This window comes from Mergibacter septicus, assembly GCF_003265225.1.
GTDB lineage: Bacteria > Pseudomonadota > Gammaproteobacteria > Enterobacterales > Pasteurellaceae > Mergibacter > Mergibacter septicus.
Map to the genome: position 1 here is coordinate 676,762 of NZ_CP022013.1, position 17,878 is coordinate 694,639.

Annotated in this window: 17 protein-coding genes, 1 tRNA gene and 1 pseudogene; 14 read left to right on the plus strand and 5 right to left on the minus strand. The window is 36.5% G+C overall.

The genetic code is table 11. The annotated features are described in order from the left end of the window. Nucleotides 1-3 precede the first annotated feature (3 nt). From CEP47_RS03300 to CEP47_RS03330, 7 genes and pseudogenes are all read left to right on the plus strand, one after another. Nucleotides 4-591 (plus strand): DUF4376 domain-containing protein, encoded by a 588-nt coding sequence (locus CEP47_RS03300; protein WP_261919420.1) that lies wholly within the window; start codon nt 4-6, stop codon nt 589-591. Next, complete coding sequence (locus tag CEP47_RS03305; protein WP_261919419.1) at nt 584-1,072, plus strand: enoyl-CoA hydratase; 489 nt, start codon at nt 584-586, stop codon at nt 1,070-1,072. Before CEP47_RS03300 ends, CEP47_RS03305 begins: the two co-directional genes overlap by 8 nt. Nucleotide 1,073: 1 nt before the next feature. Further along, nucleotides 1,074-1,454 carry a Gp49 family protein gene (locus tag CEP47_RS03310; RefSeq protein ID WP_261919418.1) on the plus strand — a complete coding sequence of 127 codons (381 nt, stop codon included), beginning with the start codon at nt 1,074-1,076 and terminating at the stop codon, nt 1,452-1,454. A 116-nt stretch (nt 1,455-1,570) separates the two neighbouring features. Further along, on the plus strand, nt 1,571-1,927 hold the full coding sequence (locus CEP47_RS03315) for a helix-turn-helix domain-containing protein (protein WP_261919417.1): 357 nt from the start codon (nt 1,571-1,573) through the stop codon (nt 1,925-1,927). A 41-nt stretch (nt 1,928-1,968) separates the two neighbouring features. Further along, nucleotides 1,969-2,460, plus strand: coding sequence for an ImmA/IrrE family metallo-endopeptidase (locus CEP47_RS03320; protein ID WP_261919416.1), 492 nt, complete (start codon nt 1,969-1,971; stop codon nt 2,458-2,460). A 231-nt stretch (nt 2,461-2,691) separates the two neighbouring features. Next, nucleotides 2,692-2,835 carry a hypothetical protein gene (locus tag CEP47_RS03325; RefSeq protein WP_261919415.1) on the plus strand — a complete coding sequence of 48 codons (144 nt, stop codon included), beginning with the start codon at nt 2,692-2,694 and terminating at the stop codon, nt 2,833-2,835. Nucleotides 2,836-2,980: 145 nt separating this feature from the next. Beyond that, a pseudogene (locus CEP47_RS03330) lies at nt 2,981-3,610 on the plus strand (hypothetical protein); the annotation flags it as partial. 19 nt (nt 3,611-3,629) lie between these two features. Here CEP47_RS03330 and CEP47_RS03335 read toward each other — a convergent pair. Further along, nucleotides 3,630-3,806, minus strand: a complete 177-nt coding sequence (locus CEP47_RS03335; protein ID WP_261919414.1) for a DUF6900 domain-containing protein — start codon at nt 3,804-3,806, stop codon at nt 3,630-3,632. 464 nt (nt 3,807-4,270) lie between these two features. Here CEP47_RS03335 and CEP47_RS03340 point away from each other — a divergent pair, with 464 nt between their 5' ends. Then, on the plus strand, nt 4,271-5,842 hold the full coding sequence (locus CEP47_RS03340) for a nicotinamide phosphoribosyltransferase domain-containing protein (protein ID WP_261919413.1): 1,572 nt from the start codon (nt 4,271-4,273) through the stop codon (nt 5,840-5,842). Between the two features lie 94 nt (nt 5,843-5,936). Here CEP47_RS03340 and uspE read toward each other — a convergent pair whose 3' ends face one another. After that, nucleotides 5,937-6,869, minus strand: coding sequence for a universal stress protein UspE (uspE, locus tag CEP47_RS03345; RefSeq protein ID WP_261919412.1), 933 nt, complete (start codon nt 6,867-6,869; stop codon nt 5,937-5,939). Between the two features lie 69 nt (nt 6,870-6,938). Beyond that, entirely contained in the window at nt 6,939-7,706 is a 768-nt protein-coding gene (locus CEP47_RS03350) for an FNR family transcription factor (protein ID WP_261919411.1), read from the minus strand. A gap of 128 nt (nt 7,707-7,834) precedes the next feature. Here CEP47_RS03350 and CEP47_RS03355 point away from each other — a divergent pair, with 128 nt between their 5' ends. Continuing rightward, nucleotides 7,835-7,990 (plus strand): hypothetical protein, encoded by a 156-nt coding sequence (locus CEP47_RS03355; protein WP_261919410.1) that lies wholly within the window; start codon nt 7,835-7,837, stop codon nt 7,988-7,990. Between the two features lie 66 nt (nt 7,991-8,056). On the opposite strand, the gene ftnA (CEP47_RS03360) is transcribed toward CEP47_RS03355, so the two are convergent. Both ftnA (CEP47_RS03360) and ftnA (CEP47_RS03365) read right to left on the minus strand, forming a co-directional pair. Next, nucleotides 8,057-8,551, minus strand: a complete 495-nt coding sequence (gene ftnA / locus CEP47_RS03360; protein WP_261919409.1) for a non-heme ferritin — start codon at nt 8,549-8,551, stop codon at nt 8,057-8,059. Nucleotides 8,552-8,566: 15 nt separating this feature from the next. Further along, nucleotides 8,567-9,064, minus strand: coding sequence for a non-heme ferritin (ftnA, locus tag CEP47_RS03365; protein WP_261919408.1), 498 nt, complete (start codon nt 9,062-9,064; stop codon nt 8,567-8,569). 287 nt (nt 9,065-9,351) lie between these two features. On the opposite strand from ftnA (CEP47_RS03365), the gene CEP47_RS03370 reads away from it, so the two are divergent. The 5 genes from CEP47_RS03370 to trpE all read left to right on the plus strand — a co-directional run bounded on the left by CEP47_RS03370 (nt 9,352) and on the right by trpE (nt 17,858). Continuing rightward, nucleotides 9,352-9,441: transfer RNA gene (locus CEP47_RS03370), tRNA-Ser, on the plus strand. Between the two features lie 497 nt (nt 9,442-9,938). Then, the gene (aceE, locus tag CEP47_RS03375) at nt 9,939-12,602 is read left to right on the plus strand and encodes a pyruvate dehydrogenase (acetyl-transferring), homodimeric type (RefSeq protein WP_261920957.1); all 2,664 of its coding nucleotides are present in this window, start codon (nt 9,939-9,941) and stop codon (nt 12,600-12,602) included. 33 nt (nt 12,603-12,635) lie between these two features. Next, nucleotides 12,636-14,498: a pyruvate dehydrogenase complex dihydrolipoyllysine-residue acetyltransferase gene (aceF, locus tag CEP47_RS03380; RefSeq protein ID WP_261920956.1), complete on the plus strand. Its 1,863-nt coding sequence runs from the start codon at nt 12,636-12,638 to the stop codon at nt 14,496-14,498. Between the two features lie 119 nt (nt 14,499-14,617). After that, entirely contained in the window at nt 14,618-16,042 is a 1,425-nt protein-coding gene (gene lpdA / locus CEP47_RS03385; protein WP_261920955.1) for a dihydrolipoyl dehydrogenase, read from the plus strand. A 265-nt stretch (nt 16,043-16,307) separates the two neighbouring features. After that, nucleotides 16,308-17,858 (plus strand): anthranilate synthase component I, encoded by a 1,551-nt coding sequence (trpE, locus tag CEP47_RS03390; RefSeq protein ID WP_261920954.1) that lies wholly within the window; start codon nt 16,308-16,310, stop codon nt 17,856-17,858. The last annotated feature ends 20 nt before the right edge of the window (nt 17,859-17,878 follow it).

The window sequence follows — 17,878 nt, forward strand, 5'->3', positions numbered from 1 at the left end:
AAAATGGATAAGAAGTACATCATTATTTTAGATAAAAACGGAAAAAGAATAACATCGTTAGTTATTGGTATTCATGCTGATACGCTAGAAATGTTAATTGAATTTGCAAAGCAAAATTACTCGGATTTCTCTTATATAGAAGCTGATGAAACATTGCAAAATCAACTGTTAGACCCACAATCAGTTTATCAAAATGGCCAAGTTATTGTGCTTGAAGTTGATAGAGAGGCATTAAAAGCTGAACAACAAACTCAAATGTGGGAACAAATCAAACAAAAACGCTATCAAAATTGTCGATCTGGTGTCTATGTAAAAAGTGTGGATAAATGGTTTCATTCTGATGACGCAAGTCGTCAGCAGTACACCTTTATGCGCACGCTCCCAGATTTTCCACCAACACAATGGAAAACGATGGATAACAGCTTTGTCGAGATGACAAAAGATTTACTAAATGAGTTATCACTCGCAATGTTTGCACACGAGCAAGCGGATTTTGCTAATGCAGAGCGTCATCGCGCAGCAATGTTGGCGGCGGAAAACCCGCTAGATTATGACTACAGCACAGGTTGGCAGGAGGTTTTTAATGGCTAATCAAGTTTATTTAGCCTTGTATAAGGGCAATCGCAGTGGTAAGGGCTTTGGAGCGCTAAAGGCTCGATTAGGCGATTGGCTGACACGCAAGCTCACCAAGGGCAAATACTCGCATTGTGAGATAGCAATCGAGACCTTTGATAAATGGGGGCAATACGATTGGCGCAAGCGTTACCAATGCTACTCTAGCTCTACCAGAGATGGTGGTGTGCGCAGCAAGGAGATTGATTTAGATAGTGGCAAATGGGATTTAATCCCGCTCAATGGCATCACCGAGCATCAAATTAAACGCTATTTTGAGCAAACCCAAGGCAAACGCTATGACTGGCTTGGGGCGTTAGGTGTGGTGTTCTTTATCCCACAATCCCGCGACAAATTTTTTTGCAGCGAGTGGTGTGCGAATGCAATGAATGGCGGTGATGAGGGCTGGCGATTTAGCCCAAATCATTTAGCCGCAATTTTCAAACAAGGAGCAAAATAAAATGAATAAACTAACAAAAGACTATTTAGACAGCTTAGTCGTAAATACTCAGTATGTACATCAAGATTTACTGACTATTTGCACCATTACCCTTAAAAATGGTTTTAAACTGGTTGGTACCAGTGCGTGTGCAGATAAGCAAAACTATGACGCCAAGATTGGTGAGCAAATTGCTTATCAAAATGCCTTTGCAAAACTCTGGGAGCTTGAGGGGTATTTACTCAAACAACGCTTGCACGAGCAATCGCAAGGCTTTGTCACATTACGCAACGGCAATCAGGCTCAAATTGTTTACACAAGCCCTTTTGGCAAATTGCTTGTGGTTGAGCAAACGGGTGATGAGTTGCCCACAGTACATTGGCATAATTCCGATGGCAGTTAACGTCCGAAAGGGCGTTTTTTTGTTTTTTCAGAATATAACTGTTGACAAAAATTAATCTGCAGGTTAAATTAAACCTCAAGGTTAACTTATTGTTAGCGTACTACTAGGAGAAAAATATGAAAAAGACTAATTTTGGAGAATTTATCAGGGGGTATCGGCGCGCCAATAAGATCCTATTAAAACAAATGGCTGACGCTTTAGGCTTTAGTTCTGCATTTTTATCATCTATTGAAAATGGAAATAAGCCAATTCCGCAAGGTATTGAGCAAAAGCTTGTAAATAGCTTCAGTTTTTCAGAACAGGATAAAGAGCGCTTATTTGAGTCAGTTGATACAACAAGAACACAAAGCACGATTACAATCCCTCAAAACTCATTAGATCAAATGATTGTAGGAGCATTTTGTCGGAATTTTAATGAGCTTGATGATACTAAAAAACAAGAATTATTAAATTTATTAAAAGGGGTCAAATAGTGAGTTCAATTTTTTATAACGAAGGGTTTTCAGTTAGCCCTATGTCAAAAAAACAAATAGACTCAATTACTCAAGCTATTCGTGAAATAGCTGATAAGTATGGATGGATAGATTCTAACGGAGCCGTTGATGTTATATCTCTTTTAGAATTTGGTTACGAAAAATTTCGCGTTATACCGGATCATGAAATGACGGGAACGTTAGGACTAACATTACCAACCGGAGAAATTCTTTTAAGGGAAAGTGTCTATAATGGAGCTTGTGATGGTAATGGGCGAGATCGCTTTACAGTTGCTCATGAATTAGCGCACGGTGTTATACATAAGGAACAGATAGGATTTGCTCGACCAGTGGATAGCAATACTAAAATTTATTGCAATGCTGAATGGCAGGCAAATGAATTTGCAGGGCGGCTTCTATTACCTGACAGTAGCATCGAGCGTTTTCACTATATGACGGTTTCTGAAATTGCTGATTTGTTTGGGGTAAGCTACGAATGCGCTCAAACAAGAATTGCCAAATACGGAAAATAAAAACCCAATCACAAAGACTGGGTTCATAAGATTTAGTAAAGTATTGCAGTACTTTATTAAACAGTAAGCAAAAAAATCAGTTCCACAGGGCGTTACTGATTTTCTTAACCTGAAGGTGATGCGAATTTTACTCTTTTAGTAGATTTTCGCAAGGATTAAGTTTGTAAAATGAGATATTTCTCACAAATTACAATAATAAATACGCCCTCCTAACAATTAAGGAGGCTTCAAATGATATTTGAAACTAACCCTAATGGTGAGCAAGTGGCAGTAATTTTTACTCCATACATCACCAAGAAAGGTAAGCGAATTTATCATCCTCACGGCGGTGTTTTCCGCATTGAGATTCCCGCAGATAAATATCGCAACCATTAATTTAAAGGCTGTCTTATGACAGCCTTTTCTTTAAACCTATTTAATACCTCAACCCTCCATTATTTCTTAAAATTTCTTTAGGTAATATTAAAGAGGTTTAAAGAAATGTCCTTATCACTCCCCATCACCAAAATTGTGATTCGTTTACGCGGAGCGACTAGCGCATATTGATGACATTAACAAGTTACGCTCCTAGCTTTACTCCGCAGTTGGTAACGCTACGCCAAAAAACAAACGAATGGCGAAGGATTACAAAGCAGAATACGTCAGAATCATTCAAGCGTTTGATGGTTACAAAGACTTGAACTGCTTGGCGAGCTGGTTGTTATTCAGCGGACAACAAGTTGCAACGCTTGAGGACTTGTTCCAGCATGATTTTTGGCATTGTATTCGCCAAACGGATCATCCGAAAGCGGATGGCTATTTAGACGGTGTTGAGATTATGCGCGAATCGTTTCACACACTCTTGCCTAAGTTTGCAGATGACCCTAAAGCCTTATTTGTGCTAGACCCGCCTTACCTTTGCACAAGGCAAAATAGCTACAAAATGGCAAATTATTTTGACTTGATTGATTTTTTACAGCTTATTGACCTAACGCGACCGCCTTATGTGTTTTTTAGCTCGACTAAGTCAGAGTTTGTGCGATTTATTGAGTATATGGTACAGGCTAAAAAGGATAACTGGCAGGTATTTGACAGCACCGAACGGGTAACGATTAAAGCGGCGTTAAATTATCAGGTGCAATATGAAGATAATCTCGTTTATAAATTCTAAAACAAAGGGGCTAATACCCCTATTTTTGTTTTCCTGCGTTATAGGCTGCCTTCATCATTGCTTTCATACACCATACGGGCATATCGTAAAAATCAAGGTGATCACTCATTCTGGTTTCCAGCGTATCAATACGCCCCACATCTTTAGCAATGGTTTCTAATACGTTGTTAATAGCTTTTTCAGTTGGTTTTTTCATTGTTTATTCTCCTGTTTTTGTGTTGCCGACATCATTGCTCTGTGTGGGGGAAGAGTAAAGGGGAAATCAGTGGTAATGAGTCTGAGTGGTTAGGAATAAAACTGGGGAGGTATGGAGGTCTATTTCAGAAAGTTTAAAGGCGGTTTAAATGGCGTTTAAATATTATAAAAAATCCACATAACGTGGGAAAATTTTTTTCTCAAGTTATGTGGACGCGTTTCTCATTTTGCGCGGACGGCTTCAACGTTAGAAAAGCTCTATGCTACTTAAAAGCCCGATTTTTATATCGGGCTTTTATTTTTGGTAAAATAAAATAAACAAAAATAATGTTTAAAATTGTTTTTTTAATAAAAAAGTTATTTATATTTTACATTTTTATTGCAACTTTAAGTTTGAGTGATAGAATTAGATCAACAAAACAGCGTATTTAACGCTTTATTAACAGAATAATTATAGGATAGTTTATGTCTATAATCGGTTTTAATACTGTTTCTCCTTTGGGGTATAATTTAATTTTAGATGCTGATGCGTATAAAAATGATCATGGTAGAATGTTACCAGCCAATACGCATTATATTTTTTCTACGATTTCTGCACGTAAAGCGAGTGGTTATAATTCACATATTGTTGCTTTTGGCATTCGCTATTTAATTCAAACCTATATTTCTCAACCCATTACTCAAGCTCATATTGATCAAGCGGAGTATTATATTACATTACATGGATACCAATTTGATCGCCGACGTTGGCAGTATATAGTTGATCAACATCAAGGTATTTTACCGTTACAAATTACGGCTATTGCAGAAGGAAATGTTGTACCAGTAGGTGTCCCTTTGGTAAATATAGTTAATACTGATCCAAATTGTGCTTGGCTTGTGAGTTATATTGAAACTCTTTGTTTACGTGTGATTTGGTATATGACAACTGTTGCTAGCGATAGTTTTGCTTTAAAAGTGTTATTGGAAAGTAAATTACGTCAACATAATGGTATAACTGGCAATTTTTCCGATTTATCAGCATATCATTTACATAATTTTGGTGCGAGAAGCTGTGCAGGGCACGAAAGTGAAATAATGAGTGGTATGGCTCATGCTCTTTGCTTTAAAGGAAGTGATAGTATGACCGCTAATTTGAGTATCGATCATTATTATTATCCTCAACATAGTGGTATTGCTTTTGTGAGTTCCGTTATTGCAAGCGAGCATTCAGTCAGTAGTGCTAATTCAAATACTGATACTCAAGATGATTTTGGCATTGCGGTTAAAATGTTAGATTTATTAGATCAGGAAATAATGAGAAAAAAACGAGCAGGAGATGAAAGTCAAACGATTATTTCGGTAGTGATTGATACCTATGACCCCTATCGTTTTGTTAAACAGTACATCGGAGAGCGTCTCAAATCACGAGTAGAACAATTAAAAGAGAATAATGCTAGATTAGTATTGCGTGTCGATTCAGGCAATCCAATTGAAGAACCAATTAAAATTATTCAACTATTGATGGCACAATTTGGCTATCACACTAATGCACAAGGGTATAAAGAATTACCACCTTATCTAGGTGTATTACAAGGTGATGGAGTAGAGGTTGAAAGTATTCAAGGTATCTTAGAACGCTTAGAAGCAGAAAAATTATCTTTGAATAATCTTGTATTTGGTATGGGAGGAAAATTAACTCACCCAACAAAAGGAAGAGATACTTATAGTTTTGCGATGAAGTCAACAGCATTAGGCACTATCACCGAAAAAGGAGAAGTAATCTGGCAAGATTTATTCAAAAATCCTATTACAGATAGTGGGAAACGTTCTTTAAAAGGGCGTTTTACTACGATGAAAAATCATCAAACAGGTGAAATACAGGCAATTTCTTTTAATCAAAAAGAAACGGCATTAAAACAAGGTTTTGAGGATTTAATGATCGAAGTATTTAATGGGAAAAAACAACTTGCAGGAAAACCTGTTATTTTTACCCAAGATTTTGAAGATGTGCGATTACAGATACAAGAAAATCTGATTAAATTATTGTCGCAATAATACAGAAATAATATTGAATAACAGTAAATTCTAGTTATTTAGAAAGATTGGCACCCTACCAGTTTATATTTTGTATTACTGATAGGGTGTTTTTTTATTCTGTTGGCATATTGGGATTAGGTTTAATCGCTAGGAGATTACAATTTAGCTGGCTAATAACATGTTCTGCTGTGTTACCTAATAGAACAGCAGATAATCCAGTGCGACCAATGGTTCCAAGTACAACTAATTCCGCTCCAATTTTTTCAGCAACTTTAGGAATTACTTCTTCAGGTAGCCCTTCGTAAACATGAGTATGATCTTCATCAATACAGAAGTGTTGACGTAACGCTTTCATATTAATTAGATGTTGACCTCGAATGCTGTTTCCATAATCAGGAACACTAAATTCGGGTAAGTCTAATGCAATACTAATGGGTGTTGTAGGATAGGCGGTGACTAAGTGGATATTTCCGCGATCTAAACTTTCCGCTAAACTCATACTTAACCCAACTAATTGCTTATTGAAAGCATCATGATAGCTTTCATCATCAGCAACATTTACTGCGACTAAGATCCGTCGTTGATGTTGCCAGTCTCCGTCTTTGACCATAAAAATAGGGCAAGGTAATTTGCGTAATAATTGCCAATCGGTTGGGGTAAAAATTAAAGAACTAAAATCTTCTTTTTGATGGGTAAATTTGACAACAAGATCGTAATGGTGTTGTTCAATAATATCTTCTATTGCTTGAACTTCATTACTACACCAAACCACTTTTATTTTAAAATGAACATTATCTATATGATGTTGTTCTAATATTTCATTCACCCAAAGTTCTTTTTGGCGAATAATATTATGTTGCATTTCTTCACGCTCTTGATTTCCCGTAACACTAATTGCATAGGATAAATCATAAACAGAAAGAAAAGCTGTAAGTGTAACAGGTTGAGAACTTTGTTGTTGCTTAATTAAAGCAATAGCTCTTTCTAGAGCGGCTTGCTTTTTGTATTCAGGATCGATAACAACTAAAATATTATTGAAGTGCATAAAACCCCCTTATTGATAGTATTATTATAAGGAGGTCAATGTCGAAAGCAAGAAAAAGGATAATAAGTGTTAAATTATTCGTTTTCCTCGGTGGCTTGCACCAGCTAATGCAATTAAAGCAGGCATATCATTGATAGTAATATATTTTCCTTGTACGCTTAATAATCCACTTTTTTGAAAGCGTCCAAGTAAACGGCTAATGGTTTCCACAGTTAAACCGAGATAGTTACCAATATCACTTCTTGTCATTGTTAAACGAAATTCTCTAGCTGAAAATCCCCGAGCAGAATAACGACAAGAGAGATTATGAATGAAAGCAGCCAGTTTTTCTTCGGCACTCATTTTAGAAAGGAGAAGAATCATATCTTGATCACTGCGAATTTCACCACTCATTAAACGCATAATTTGTTGTCTAAGTTTTGACATTTTTCCAGATAGATCATCTAAAACATCAAAAGGAATTTCACATACCATTGATGTTTCTAAAGCTTGGGCAAAACTTGGATGCTGCATATTAGTAATTGCATCAAAACCAACGAGATCACCGGGTAAATGAAAGGAAGTAATTTGTTCTTCACCATTCTCGCTAATAGTGTAACTTTTAATCGTACCAGAGCGGATTGCGTATAGAGATTTTAATTCATCACCAGCTTTAAATATAATCTGTGCCTTAGGAATAGGTTTTTTACGTTCGATGATATTATCTAGTTGATCTAATTCATGTTCATTTAGTGTGAAAGGAATACATAATTGACTTATACTACAATCTTGACAGTGAATTGCACAACCTCCGGATTGCACCCGACGACCGATTTTGCTTTCCGCTGTGGCTCTCATAAAGGACTCCGCAAATATATTATAAAGATATAAAAAAGTATGTTAGACTGCGTTAGTTTTATTTGGTTTAATCCAAAAGATCCTAGCATAAAAAGGTTAAAGGCGAAAGCAGATTTTCGGAGGGAGAAATGCCAGCAGAACATTTAACGAAAAAACGGTTAATTCAACTTTTAGTTATGATGATCTTATTATTATCAGCATTTTTTTATCGCACTTTTTACCCCGTAAATCACCATCAAGGCGTAAAAAAGATACCTGAAGTTTCAAATAGCGTGAAAAAATAAAACTACCAGCTTGATTAGCTGGTAGTTTTATAACTAAAGAGAGGGATATTATAATAGGGAGGGATATTATAATGTTGAGATCGAACCTAGCTCTTTATCAATTAAATATAATCCTTCACCTTCTGAACCGACTAGTTTTAATTTATCTAAAATCCCACTAAATAATTTTTCTTCTTCGTGTTGTTCAGCCACATACCATTGTAGGAAGTTGAAAGCGGAGAAGTCTTTTTCTTCCCAAGTGGCACTCACTAATTCATTGATTTTACGAGTAACTAATTTTTCATGCTCATAAGTTAAGTGTAATATTTCAGGTAATGAAGAAAAATCGTGTTTTGGCGCTTCAATCGCATCAATAATGGCTAATGCACCAGTTTCATTTAAATAGGTGAAAAGTTTACGCATATGTTGCATTTCTTCTGCTGCATGCTCAGCCAAAAACTTTGCAGCACCTTCAAAACCATTATGCTCACACCAAGCACTCATTTGGAGATAGACATTAGATGAATAGAATTCAAGGTTTAATTGATCATTTAACATTTTAACAATTTTTGCTGATAACATAATGCTTTCTCCAAATTATTCTTCAGGGTCTAAAGTGGCTAATTCACGGTCAATAAAATATAAAGCACGACCATCTTCACCAAGTAAATTAAATTTTTCTAAAATAGAGCTAAACAATTTTTCTTCTTCATGTTGTTCTGCTACATACCATTGTAAGAAGTTAAAGGTTGAATGATCGTGATGCATTGCGGTTACTTCAACTAATTCATTAATTTTAGAGGTTACTAATTTTTCATGCTCAAGTGTAATTTCAAAAATTTCTTTTAAAGACACATAGTCATGTTTAGGTGCTTCAATTTTACCTAAGAGTGGTAAACTACCTGTTTCATTCACATAGGTAAATAATTTTTGCATATGCATCATTTCTTCATCTGCATGACGTAAGAGAAAAGCCGCAGCACCACTGAATCCGTGATTTTCACACCATGCACTCATTTGTAGATAAACATTAGAAGAATAAAATTCTAAATTAATTTGTTCGTTTAATTTATCAACGATAGCTTGTTTTAACATTTTTCCTCCCATTTAAGGTAAGTAGAATTAAAGAGTAAGCAAACAGATGTAATACTAACCATTAAATTTTAAAAATCAAATCTTTTTTAGAAGTATAAGTTATTAATTTATAAAGGGAATAATGAAAATAATTTTTATTTTATTAATCAAATAGAAATTATTTCCCTAATATAAAATAAGAATAAAGATGCTATTTTTTAGACAAAAAGAAAAATATTTAAAAATTCGGCTTGACGGATCAATTCAATCTCGTTATTATTCGCCCCGCTTAAAGCCAATCTTGATGCGGAGGAATGGTCGAGTGGTTGAAGGCACCGGTCTTGAAAACCGGCGAGGGTTTACGCCCTCCGTGAGTTCGAATCTCACTTCCTCCGCCACTTTAATCTATTTAAAATTATAAATTCCAGCATCTCATATTTTTCGTTTTTTTACCATTTCTTTTTATCCTATAAAAATAGGATTTATTTAGAATTACTAAATAGCACTATTTATATTATCAGATACTAAGCCAAACGTTACACTTAATCCAATAAGTGTTATTTAAATTAAGTTAATTCCGTAGTTTTAACTTTTATCATTTTTATTTTATTGAATAGAAATTAGACATATGTTGGCTTTTTTGTTAATGTACGACAAAATTTTTTCTATCTTTATCTCAAAAAATCTAATAAAATTTCTCAAAATAGTTAATAAAATGTAAATTGACCTAATATTTTTTACATTTTATTTATAAGTTGTAAAGCTATTATTAAAGCATAAAGCAGGGTGAAATCTATTTAAAAGCAGAGTGAATGGAACACTTATGGGGTTTCGTTTGCTAGTTTTTTTAAGTAGTTTTTACTACATTTTTTAACTTTAAAAAAAGGAACTTACCATGTCAGATATGGTCAGATATGATATCGATCCACCAGAGACTAATGATTGGTTAGATGCGATTGATTCAGTTATTCGTGAAGAAGGTGTAGAAAGAGCACAATTTATTATTGAACAATTACTTCAACGTGCTAGATCTAACAATGTTTCTCTGCCAACAGGTACGACAACAGATTACATCAATACTATTCCAGCATCAGCTGAACCAGCTTATCCAGGAAATATCGATCTTGAGCGCAGAATTCGTGCCGCAGTACGTTGGAATGCGATGATGATGGTCTTAAGAGCTTCAAAAAAAGATTTGGAATTAGGTGGTCATTTATCATCATTCCAATCTGCAGCAACTATTTATGAAGTTTGCTTTAATCATTTCTTTAAAGCACGGACTGAAAAAAATGGTGGTGATTTAGTCTTTTTCCAAGGTCATATCTCACCGGGTATCTACTCTCGTGCTTTCCTTGAAGGACGTTTAACTGAAGAGCAGTTAGATAATTTCCGTCAGGAAGTTGGCGGTAAAGGATTATCTTCTTATCCTCATCCTAAATTAATGCCTGAATTTTGGCAGTTCCCAACAGTATCAATGGGATTAGGTCCTCTAAATGCAATTTATCAAGCTCGTTTCCTAAAATACTTACATAATCGTGGCTTAAAAGATACAGCAGATCAAACCGTTTATGCTTTCTTAGGCGATGGTGAAATGGACGAAGTTGAATCAAGAGGTGCAATTTCATTTGCTGCTCGTGAGAAGTTAGATAACTTAGTCTTTGTAATTAACTGTAACTTACAACGTTTAGATGGTCCTGTTACAGGTAATGGTAAAATTATTCAAGAACTTGAAGGCTTATTCAATGGTGCTGGTTGGGAAGTTATCAAGGTTATTTGGGGAAATCGTTGGGATAGTTTATTACAGCGAGACACTTCTGGAAAATTATTAAAATTGATGATGGAAGTGGTAGATGGTGATTACCAAACATTTAAGTCAAAAGATGGTGCTTATATCCGTGAACATTTCTTTGGACGTTATCCAGAAACTGCAGCCTTAGTTGCAGATATGACAGACGATGAGATTTGGGCATTAAATCGTGGTGGGCATGATCCAATTAAAGTCTTTGCTGCATTCAACCAAGCGAAACAAGTTAAAGATAAGCCAACTGTCTTATTAGTTAAAACAGTCAAAGGCTATGGTATGGGTGAAGCCGCAGAAGGTAAAAATATTGCTCACCAAGTTAAAAAAATGGATATGTCAGGCGTACGCCATGTACGTGATCGTTTTGCATTACCATTTACAGATGCTGAAGTTGAAAAATTACCATATATTAAATTTGAAGAAGGCTCAGAAGAGTACAATTATTTACACCAACGTCGTACTGCTTTAAATGGTTATTTACCAACACGTTTACCACGCTTTACTCAAGCACTAGAAGTCCCATCATTAGATGAATTTTCTCAATTATTTGAAGCACAATCACGCCCAATTTCAACGACTATGGCGTTTGTCCGTTCATTAAACGTATTATTGAAAAATAAATCTGTTGGGAAACATATTGTACCAATTATTGCAGATGAAGCCCGTACTTTCGGAATGGAAGGTTTATTCCGCCAAATTGGTATTTATAATCCGCATGGTCAAAACTATGTTCCACAAGATCGTGAACAAGTTGCTTATTACCGTGAAGCAACCGATGGACAGGTTTTACAAGAAGGTATTAATGAACAAGGTGCTACTGCATCTTGGATTGCAGCTGCAACTTCTTATAGTACCAATGATGTTCCAATGATCCCATTCTTTGTTTACTACTCAATGTTTGGTTTCCAACGTATTGGGGATTTAATGTGGTTAGCAGGTGATCAACGTGCTAGAGGCTTTATGATTGGTGGTACTTCAGGACGTACTACATTAAATGGTGAAGGCTTACAACACGAAGATGGTCATAGTCATATTCAAGCATTAACGATTCCAAGTTGTGTTGCTTATGATCCTGCTTTTGCCTATGAAGTGGCTGTTATTATGCAAGATGGTGTTCGCCGTATGTATGGTGAAGCCCAAGAAGATATTTATTATTATATCACCACCTTAAATGAAACCTATGAACAACCAGCAATGCCAGCTGGTGCTGAAGACGGTATCCGTAAAGGTATTTATAAATTTGAAACGGTTGAAGGTAAAGGTTCAGCGAAAGTTCAATTACTCGGTTCAGGGGCAATCTTACGTCATGTTCGTGAAGCAGCTCAGTTATTAGCAACAGATTTCGGTGTGACTTCAGATGTATATAGTGTGACTTCATTTACTGAATTAGCACGTGAAGGCTCTGCAATTGAACGTGAAAATATGTTACATCCAGAAGCAGAAGCGAAAGTACCTTATATTACTCAAGTAATGAATGATGCTCCAGCTGTTGCCGCAACGGATTATATGCGTTTATTTGCAGAACAAGTTCGTGCTTATGTTCCAGCAAGTAGTTATCGTGTATTAGGTACAGATGGTTTTGGTCGTTCTGACAGTCGTGAAAACTTACGGGAACACTTTGAAGTGAATGCACATTATGTTGTTATTGCTGCATTAACTGAATTAGTGAAAGCTGGTACTTTAGATAAGAAAGTTGTCAGTGAAGCGATTGAAAAATACGCAATTAATCCAGATAAAGTATATTCGCTATACGCATAATTGAGTCAAGCGAACAAAATAAAGGAAATAGAGATGTCAAAACAAATTCAAATCCCTGATATCGGTGGTGATGAAGTTACCGTTACTGAGATTATGGTAAAAGTGGGCGATACAATCGCCCTTGATCAGAGTGTGATTAACGTTGAAGGGGATAAAGCTTCAATGGAAGTCCCAGCACCAGAAGCTGGGGTAGTAAAAGAAATTTTAGTTAATATTGGTGATAAAGTTTCAACTGGTACACCAATGTTAGTTTTAGAGTCGCTAGATGCTGCACCAGCACAAGTAACAGCATCAGCAGCTCCAGTTGCAACAGCAGCAGAGATTGTTGAAGTGTATGTGCCAGATATTGGTGGTGATGAAGTTAATGTCACTGAAATTATGGTGAGCATTGGCGAGCAAGTTACTGAAGAGCAATCTTTAATCACAGTTGAAGGCGATAAAGCCTCAATGGAAGTGCCTGCACCATTTGCTGGTGTAGTTAAAGAAATTTTAATTAAGTCAGGTGATAAAGTTTCGACTGGTTCATTGATTATGAAATTTGAAGTTGCAGGTGCGGTTTCTGCTCCGGTTGCTTCTTCTGAGACTACCACTCAAGTTCAAGCAGCATCAGCAACAACCGCAATTAAAGATGTTGCAGTACCAGATATTGGTGGTGATGAAGTTAATGTCACTGAAATTATGGTTAGCATTGGTGAGCAAGTTGCCGAAGAGCAATCTTTAATTACGGTTGAAGGCGATAAAGCCTCAATGGAAGTTCCTGCGCCATTTTCTGGTGTAGTCAAAGAAATTTTAATTAAATCGGGTGATAAAGTTTCGACTGGCTCATTAATTATGCGTTTTGAAGTTGCAGGTGAGTCAGTGCCTGCAGCACCAGTGGCACAAGTAGCGCCAACACCAGCAGCAAATGCTGCACCGGTACAAACACCAGTTGCAGCAGCACAAGAGACTAATGATGTTGATAGTGCGGCAAGTTTTGCTCATGCAACGCCTGTTGTTCGTCGTTTAGCACGTGAGTTTGGGGTTAACCTTGATAAAGTAAAAGGAACGGGACGTAAAAATCGTATCTTAAAAGAAGACGTACAAGCTTACGTTAAAGATGCTTTAAAACGTTTAGAAAGTGGTGCAACTCAAAGTGGTAATGCAGGTGCAGGTTTAGGTTTATTACCTTGGCCGAAAGTTGATTTTAGTAAATTTGGTGAAACTGAAGAAGTCGAATTAGGTCGTATCCAAAAAATCTCTGGTGCAAATTTACACCGTAACTGGGTGATGATCCCACACGTTACACAATGGGATAAAGCGGATATTACCGAATTAGAGAAATTCCGTAAAGAGCAGAATGTATTAGCTGAAAAACAAAAACTAGAGGTTAAAATCACGCCGTTAGTCTTTATTATGAAAGCGGTTGCAAAAGCATTAGAAGCTTATCCTCGTTTCAACAGTTCCATTACTGAAGATGCTCAGCGTTTAATCTTGAAAAAATACATTAATATCGGTGTGGCAGTCGATACACCAAACGGTCTAGTTGTACCTGTATTTAAAGATGTAAACAAAAAAGGCATTATTGAACTGTCACGTGAATTAATGGAAGTATCGAAAAAAGCACGTGCAGGTAAATTAACGGCGTCTGATATGCAAGGTGGCTGTTTTACTATTTCTAGCCTCGGTGGTATTGGTGGAACTCACTTTACTCCAATTGTAAATGCACCTGAAGTTGCGATTTTAGGGGTTTCTAAGTCAGAAATGACACCAGTATGGAATGGTAAAGAATTTACCCCTCGCTTAATGTTACCATTATCGTTATCTTACGATCATCGTGTGATTGATGGTGCTGATGGTGCGAGATTCATTACCTTTATCAACGGTGTATTAAGCGATTTACGTCGTTTAGTTATGTAATCTTAAATAGCAGGCTAACCTATGCAAATTTAAGCTGAGATCTTAAACAGTATATCGCATAGTCAGCCTGCTTTTGTTTACAGAATATTTGCATTTGTGCAAACAACAAAGAGGTTCATATGAACAAAGAAATTAAAACACAAGTAGTAGTATTAGGTGCAGGACCAGCAGGGTATTCTGCCGCATTCCGTTGTGCTGACTTAGGTTTAGAAACCGTACTTATTGAGCGTTTTTCGACTTTAGGTGGTGTCTGTTTAAACGTCGGTTGTATTCCATCTAAGGCATTATTGCACGTTGCAAAAGTTATTGAAGAAGCAAAAGCATTAGCAGAACACGGGGTGGTTTTTGGTGAACCTAGAACTGATGTTGATAAAATCCGTGGTTGGAAAGAAAAAGTAATTAACCAGTTGACAGGCGGTTTAGCTGGTATGGCTAAGATGCGTAAAGTTCAAGTGGTGAATGGTTATGGAAAATTCACTGGTCCAAATAGTATTGTGGTAGAGAGTGAAGAAGGCGAAACGAAAGTAACTTTTGATAATGCGATTATTGCAGCGGGTTCTCGCCCAATTCAATTACCTTTCATTCCACACGAAGATCCACGTGTTTGGGATTCCACTGATGCATTAGCATTAAAAGAAGTACCGAAAAAACTTCTCATTATGGGTGGTGGTATCATCGGTTTAGAAATGGCGACTGTGTATAAAGCGTTAGGTTCAGAAATTGATGTCGTTGAAATGTTCGATCAAGTGATCCCTGCTGCAGATAAAGATATTGTTAAAATTTATACAAAACGCATTGAGAAGAAATTTAATCTTTTACTTGAAACAAAAGTGACTGCAGTTGAAGCTAAAGAAGATGGCATTCACGTTTCAATGGAAGGTAAAGGTGCAAATGAAACTCGCTGTTATGATGCCGTATTAGTAGCGATTGGGCGTACACCAAACGGCAAATTAATCAATGCAGAAGCCGCAGGAATAGCAGTTGATGAGCGTGGTTTTATTCGTACCGATAAACAAATGCGAACTAATGTTCCTCATATCTTTGCAATTGGCGATATAGTAGGTCAACCAATGTTAGCCCATAAAGGCGTGCATGAAGGTCATGTTGCTGCTGAAGTGATTGCGGGTAAAAAACACTATTTTGATCCGAAAGTGATTCCATCAATTGCTTATACTGAACCAGAAGTGGCGTGGGTTGGTAAAACGGAAAAAGAGTGTAAGGCAGAAGGTATTAATTATGAAGTTGCAACCTTCCCTTGGGCGGCTTCAGGGCGAGCAATTGCATCGGATTGTTCAGATGGTATGACGAAACTCATTTTCGATAAAGATACGCATCGAGTTATTGGTGGTGCTATTGTTGGTACGAATGGTGGTGAGTTACTAGGTGAAATCGGATTAGCGATTGAAATGGCATGTGATGCAGAAGATTTAGCCTTAACCATTCACGCTCACCCAACTCTACATGAATCAGTAGGATTAGCGGCAGAAGTATTTGAAGGAACTGTTACTGATCTACCAAATGCGAAAGCAAAAAAGAAAAAATAATCGCTCCTCTTTTTTCATAAAATGAACAAAGACCTAGTGTAAACCTAGGTCTTTATTTATATTTAAATTCGTTATTTTCTCACTTTAATTTTTTATTCTTACCTACCAGTAGGTTAAATAATACTCTATTACATTTTTTATCACTTCAGAGTACCGTTTATTATATGGATTTTTATTAGTTTGAATAGAATAACTTGACATTAAGTTTTTTTGTACTAGTTTAATAGAACAAATAATAGTTTGAATGAGATGTTAGGAAGTGAAAATGAAAAGTCCCTTTTTGCAGGTTAGTCAGCAACCTATTGCCTACCAACCAGATACCACTAAATTATTTTCCCAGCTTTGTTATGATAGTTCAGCGGCATTGCTGTTAGATTCTGCAGAAATTGGCAGTAAAAATAGCTTAAAAAGTTTACTGTTAGTCAAGGCTGCGGTGAGAATTAGTTGTGAAGGACAGCAAGTTAGTTTTCAAGCTTTAACCGCAAATGGTAGAGCTGTACTCACCGCCCTCTATGCTGAATTAAGTCGTTTCTTTCCGTCCACTGTTTCATATGATTTTATGAATAGTGATACATTATTGTTAATTTTTAATCCGTTAAATTTAAGTTTAGATGAAGATACCAAGCTCCACGCCAAAACAGTTTTTGATGGTTTACGTTGTCTAATTAATCTGTATTCTGCGGATACAGCACAACAGATTTTTCTAGGTGGTTTATTTGCTTATGATTTGGTAACGAATTTTATTCCGATGGAAGGAATTGAATTACAAGATGATCATTTAAATTGCCCAGATTATTGCTTTTACTTAGCAGAACAATTAATTGTGATTGATCACCAAATGCAACAAGCGAGTTTGAAAACATTTTGTTTTACTGCCACACAATTAGACAAGTTAGAACAAGATAAACAGGCGATTATTAGTCAGTTAGCGAGTTCAGTCGATTTTCCTCTTCAATCTGCAAATACTGATGTTACAGTGAATTTATCTGATGATAGTTTTAAACAAATTGTTGAGAAATTAAAACATCATATCAACATTGGTGATGTTTTTCAGATTGTACCATCTCGCCGTTTTTCAGTGGCTTGCCCTAATTGTTTAGCAAGTTATCGTCAGTTAAAGCATAACAACCCTAGCCCATATATGTTTTTTATGCAGGATAGTGTTTTTACCCTTTTTGGAGCCTCTCCTGAAAGTGCCTTGAAATTTAATCCTGTTGATCGGCAATTAGAAATTTATCCTATTGCAGGTTCTCGTCCTCGAGGTTTTGCTGAAAATGGTGAGATAGATCCAGAATTAGATGCACGTTTAGAACTAGAGTTACGCTTAGATCACAAAGAACAGGCGGAGCATTTAATGTTAGTCGATCTTGCTCGCAATGATATTGCTAGAGTGTGTGAGAGTGGAAGCCGCAAGGTGGCTGAATTAATGCAGGTTGATCGTTATTCACATATTATGCACCTTGTTTCTCGGGTGGTAGGTAAGTTACGCCCAGAATTTGATGCCTTGCATGCTTATCAAGCTTGTATGAATATGGGAACTTTAACTGGGGCACCGAAAATTAAGGCGATGCAATTAATTTATCAAGTTGAACAACAAAAACGGCATAGCTATGGCGGTGCGGTGGGATATTTAACTTCTGATGGTAGTTTTGATACTTGTATTGTAATACGTTCTGCATTTGTGCAGGAGAATGTCGCTTATATTCAAGCGGGTTGTGGTGAAGTATTAGATTCAGATCCACAAGCAGAAGCGGATGAAACTCGTCATAAAGCTGCAGCTGTGATTAAAGCAATTAGACAAACACACCAAATGTAATCAAGATAAAAGGGAAGAAA

Coding starts and splice junctions, on each gene's coding strand:
- CEP47_RS03300 (WP_261919420.1), top strand. CDS start 4: ATGGATAAGAAGTACATCATTATTTTAGATAAAAACGGAAAAAGAATA.
- CEP47_RS03305 (WP_261919419.1), top strand. CDS start 584: ATGGCTAATCAAGTTTATTTAGCCTTGTATAAGGGCAATCGCAGTGGT.
- CEP47_RS03310 (WP_261919418.1), top strand. CDS start 1,074: ATGAATAAACTAACAAAAGACTATTTAGACAGCTTAGTCGTAAATACT.
- CEP47_RS03315 (WP_261919417.1), top strand. CDS start 1,571: ATGAAAAAGACTAATTTTGGAGAATTTATCAGGGGGTATCGGCGCGCC.
- CEP47_RS03320 (WP_261919416.1), top strand. CDS start 1,969: ATGTCAAAAAAACAAATAGACTCAATTACTCAAGCTATTCGTGAAATA.
- CEP47_RS03325 (WP_261919415.1), top strand. CDS start 2,692: ATGATATTTGAAACTAACCCTAATGGTGAGCAAGTGGCAGTAATTTTT.
- CEP47_RS03335 (WP_261919414.1), bottom strand. CDS start 3,806: ATGAAAAAACCAACTGAAAAAGCTATTAACAACGTATTAGAAACCATT.
- CEP47_RS03340 (WP_261919413.1), top strand. CDS start 4,271: ATGTCTATAATCGGTTTTAATACTGTTTCTCCTTTGGGGTATAATTTA.
- uspE (WP_261919412.1), bottom strand. CDS start 6,869: ATGCACTTCAATAATATTTTAGTTGTTATCGATCCTGAATACAAAAAG.
- CEP47_RS03350 (WP_261919411.1), bottom strand. CDS start 7,706: ATGAGAGCCACAGCGGAAAGCAAAATCGGTCGTCGGGTGCAATCCGGA.
- CEP47_RS03355 (WP_261919410.1), top strand. CDS start 7,835: ATGCCAGCAGAACATTTAACGAAAAAACGGTTAATTCAACTTTTAGTT.
- ftnA (WP_261919409.1), bottom strand. CDS start 8,551: ATGTTATCAGCAAAAATTGTTAAAATGTTAAATGATCAATTAAACCTT.
- ftnA (WP_261919408.1), bottom strand. CDS start 9,064: ATGTTAAAACAAGCTATCGTTGATAAATTAAACGAACAAATTAATTTA.
- aceE (WP_261920957.1), top strand. CDS start 9,939: ATGTCAGATATGGTCAGATATGATATCGATCCACCAGAGACTAATGAT.
- aceF (WP_261920956.1), top strand. CDS start 12,636: ATGTCAAAACAAATTCAAATCCCTGATATCGGTGGTGATGAAGTTACC.
- lpdA (WP_261920955.1), top strand. CDS start 14,618: ATGAACAAAGAAATTAAAACACAAGTAGTAGTATTAGGTGCAGGACCA.
- trpE (WP_261920954.1), top strand. CDS start 16,308: ATGAAAAGTCCCTTTTTGCAGGTTAGTCAGCAACCTATTGCCTACCAA.